Source organism: Acidithiobacillus sp. TH-A35, assembly GCF_057473505.1.
In genome coordinates this window covers 1-3,227 of record NZ_JBYCKR010000041.1, presented here as the reverse complement: position 1 = coordinate 3,227, position 3,227 = coordinate 1, and the positions used below count along the sequence as shown (strand labels likewise).

The 3,227-nt window shown below is 56.9% G+C and carries 3 protein-coding genes and 1 tRNA gene; 2 read left to right on the top strand and 2 right to left on the bottom strand.

The window, feature by feature from the left end; genetic code table 11:
• Positions 1-118 precede the first annotated feature (118 nt).
• Positions 119-2,359, bottom strand: a complete 2,241-nt coding sequence (gene rnr, locus AC2VNK_RS01765) for a ribonuclease R (protein WP_486882586.1) — start codon at positions 2,357-2,359, stop codon at positions 119-121.
• 37 nt (positions 2,360-2,396) lie between these two features.
• Here rnr and AC2VNK_RS01760 point away from each other — a divergent pair.
• Together AC2VNK_RS01760 and AC2VNK_RS01755 are read left to right on the top strand one after the other, a co-directional pair.
• Positions 2,397-2,483 (top strand) — tRNA-Leu (locus AC2VNK_RS01760).
• Positions 2,484-2,553: 70 nt separating this feature from the next.
• Positions 2,554-2,895, top strand: coding sequence for a hypothetical protein (locus AC2VNK_RS01755; protein WP_291523352.1), 342 nt, complete (start codon positions 2,554-2,556; stop codon positions 2,893-2,895).
• A 123-nt stretch (positions 2,896-3,018) separates the two neighbouring features.
• Here the strand turns inward: AC2VNK_RS01755 and AC2VNK_RS01750 are convergent.
• On the bottom strand, positions 3,019-3,227 hold a 209-nt coding region (locus AC2VNK_RS01750), incomplete at its 5' end, for an efflux RND transporter permease subunit (RefSeq protein ID WP_486882585.1).

The window sequence follows — 3,227 nt, the reverse complement described above, 5'->3', positions numbered from 1 at the left end:
ATCCGATCAAACCATTATCTTCGACTATGATCCGCTTTATCTGGAAAATGGTATGATTAAGGTATGAACACAGAACCCTGGCGCCGCCCCTCCGCAGAGCGGCGCCAGGGGCGCTTCTCTAGTCTTTCCTGCTCCGCCGACTCCTGCGACTTTTCGCGGCGCCACCACCCTGTCCCTCTGGCATGACCCGCTCGAAGTCGATTTTACGCTCATCTAAATTAACATTCATGACCCTGATCTCAATTTCATCGCCCAACTGGAAGGTTTCTTTGCTGCGATCGCCAATGATGCGGTAGTGTTGCGCGTCAAAGTGGAAGTAGTCTTCACCGAGGGTGCTGATATGGATAAGACCCTCCACATAAATTTCCCGTAACGCCACAAAGAGACCAAAGCCGGTGACGCCGGTAATAATGCCGATATAGGTCTCTCCTACTTTATCCATCATAAATTCGCACTTGAGCCAGTTTATCGCCTCGCGACTGGCTTCGTCGGCCCGCCGTTCAGTCATGGAACAATGCTGGCCGAGTTCTTGCAGTTCCTTTTTCGGAAACCACTTCGGTTCAGCACCCGCAGCGTCCAGTAAGGCCTGAATACCGCGATGCACCACGAGATCCGGATAGCGGCGGATGGGTGAGGTAAAGTGCGTATAGGCCGGGAAGGCCAGTCCGAAGTGCATACCCGTATCCACGGTGTAATAGGCTTGTGCCAGGCTGCGCAGAATGACCGTCTGAATCAGACTGGAATCACTGCGCTCACGGGTATCTTCAATGATTTTGGCCAGATCAGCACTGCGCGGGTGGGTAGGCAGACGCACCGGCACGCCGAGCTCCCCGAGAAAGCGACGCAAATCTTCCAGCTTGTCGCTGGACGGCTCCGGATGCACCCGGTACAGCATGGGCAGCTCATGGATGCGGAAATATTGCGCCGCACACACATTCGCCGCGAGCATACATTCCTCAATGATCCGATGCGCCACATTGCGGGTGACAGCCACAATTTTTTCAATACGCAACTGGTCGTTGTAGATAATACGGCTTTCCTGTGAGTCAAACTCAATAGTGCCACGCCGCTCACGGGCCTTGGCAAGGCTTTCATAGAGGCGGTGCAGGGCCTCCAGGTGCGGGGCCATAGCCGCGTCCTGCGCCCTTAAGACCTCGTCACCCGCCAATATGGCCGCCACTTCATCGTAGGTAAAACGGCGCTGAGAGCGCATGACGCCCCGGTCAAAACGGAAACGCTGCACCTCGCCCGTCGCATCCATCTCCATCTCACAAAGCATGCAGAGGCGATCCACATGGGGGTTGAGGGAACAGAGTCCGTTGGACAGTATCTCGGGCAGCATGGGAATCACCCGCCGCGGGAAATAGACTGAATTGCCGCGGGTCACTGCCTCTTTGTCCAGCGCCGAGTCCGTGCGCACATAAGTGGCCACGTCGGCGATTGCGACAATCAGCCGGAAGCCATTTTCGATTTCCTCGGCGTAGACCGCATCGTCAAAGTCCTTGGCGTCGGCGCCGTCAATGGTGACCAGCGGCAGGTCTCGCAGATCTCGGCGACCTTCCTTCATCACCTCCGGCACTGTCTCCGAGAAGTGCGTGATTTCGGCAAGCACTTCTCCTGACCACTGATGGGGCAGACCATAGTTACGGACGGCAATTTCGACTTCCATACCCGGGGCCATGTGCTCACCGAGAATCTCGACGATGCGCCCTTGTGGCATATTGCGCCCATCGGGGTACTGAGTAATTTGCAGCGTGACAATCTGTCCGTGCACGGGCGCTAATTCACCACCCTCTACCACCCCGAACTCCTGGGGAATACGGCGGTCTTCGGGAACCACGTAATGTACACCACCATCCGCATAGTAACGGCCCACAATCTCCTTGAGCGCGCGCTCCAAAATGCGCACAACCGCGCCTTCAATACGTCCGCGCCGATCCTCCCCTACCGCCCGTCCCAAAATCGTATCGCCATGGAACACCTTGCGCATTTCCCGCGGAGAAAGGAAGAGATCCTTCCCGCCCCCCTCGGGGATCAGGAAACCAAAGCCATCGGGGTGGGCGCTGACCGTACCACGCACCAATTCCATCGCCTCAACGATTCCGTAAGCGCCGCGACGGTTGCGAACCAGTTGCCCGTCCCGTTCCATGGCCCGCAGACGACGCCGCAAGGCTTCCTGATCATCTTCGGCCACCTCGAGCTCAGTGATAATGCCTTCCAGAGTCAGTGGCTGGCCAGCACCCTCCAGATAGCTGAGAATGTACTCCCGGCTAACGATAGGCCGTTCATATTTTTCTTTTTCGCGCTCGAACATGGGATCGCGGTCACTCAGCGATGCGGGTTCTTGTGTTTCCGGCATTGACAAATGCTCCTTAATAAATGATTATTCCGTTCACGCCGAGGTGGCGGAATTGGTAGACGCGCTAGGTTCAGGTCCTAGTGAGCGAAAGCTTGTGCTGGTTCGAATCCAGTCCCCGGTACCACATCAGAGTATCCCAGTAGCCCCCCAAGGGCTACTAACACACACCAAAACAAACCACTAGTCGGGGTTTCATGGACATCATGAAACCCCAGTTTACCCCTTTGCAACCCGCGTTCCACCGCGCCACTGCCCCGCCTGTGCCCCAGGCCATATTCCAAGATGCTGCAGCGATCACTGGATATTGGACAACGGAGTCCCAGCAAACGACGTCCCGTCCAGGACAAGCCCCCCCAAGCATAGCCTTTGCCGATCTGCTCAATCGCTACCTTCAATCCGATGTTCCTTCCAAGCGCAGCGCGGTGGCCGGAACCAACCGCATCCTGCGTATCTTGCGGGATGAACCTTTGCTTGTCCAACAACCGCCGACCGTGCTAAACACGGAGCATTTCGCCGCCTGGCTAATCGGCGATTAAAGGCGGCCTCCCACGCTGCCGTTTTGCGCGATGCAGGCATCCTTTCGGCGGCCTGCAATGTCGTGATGAAAGTGACAAACAGTGGTCATCTGGTATATTAGCTATACAACCTCATCCGTACCATTAGCGCAGGCCAAATCGCCGTTTCTGCCACAGGGCGTAAAGGGCGGGAATGACCAGCAGTGCCAGTAACGCGGCGCTGAACATACCGCCCACCATGGGGGCGGCAATACGCTTCATCACATCGGCGCCGGCGCCATGGCTGAACATGATGGGTAAGAGGCCACCCACCACCAGGTTAAAGGTCATGGCCAGAGGCCGCAGGCGCAGCA

What these genes read in the sequence shown, in the direction of transcription:
- rnr (WP_486882586.1), bottom strand. Translation starts at nt 2,359, where the DNA reads ATGCCGGAAACACAAGAACCCGCATCGCTGAGTGACCGCGATCCCATG.
- AC2VNK_RS01755 (WP_291523352.1), top strand. Translation starts at nt 2,554, where the DNA reads ATGGACATCATGAAACCCCAGTTTACCCCTTTGCAACCCGCGTTCCAC.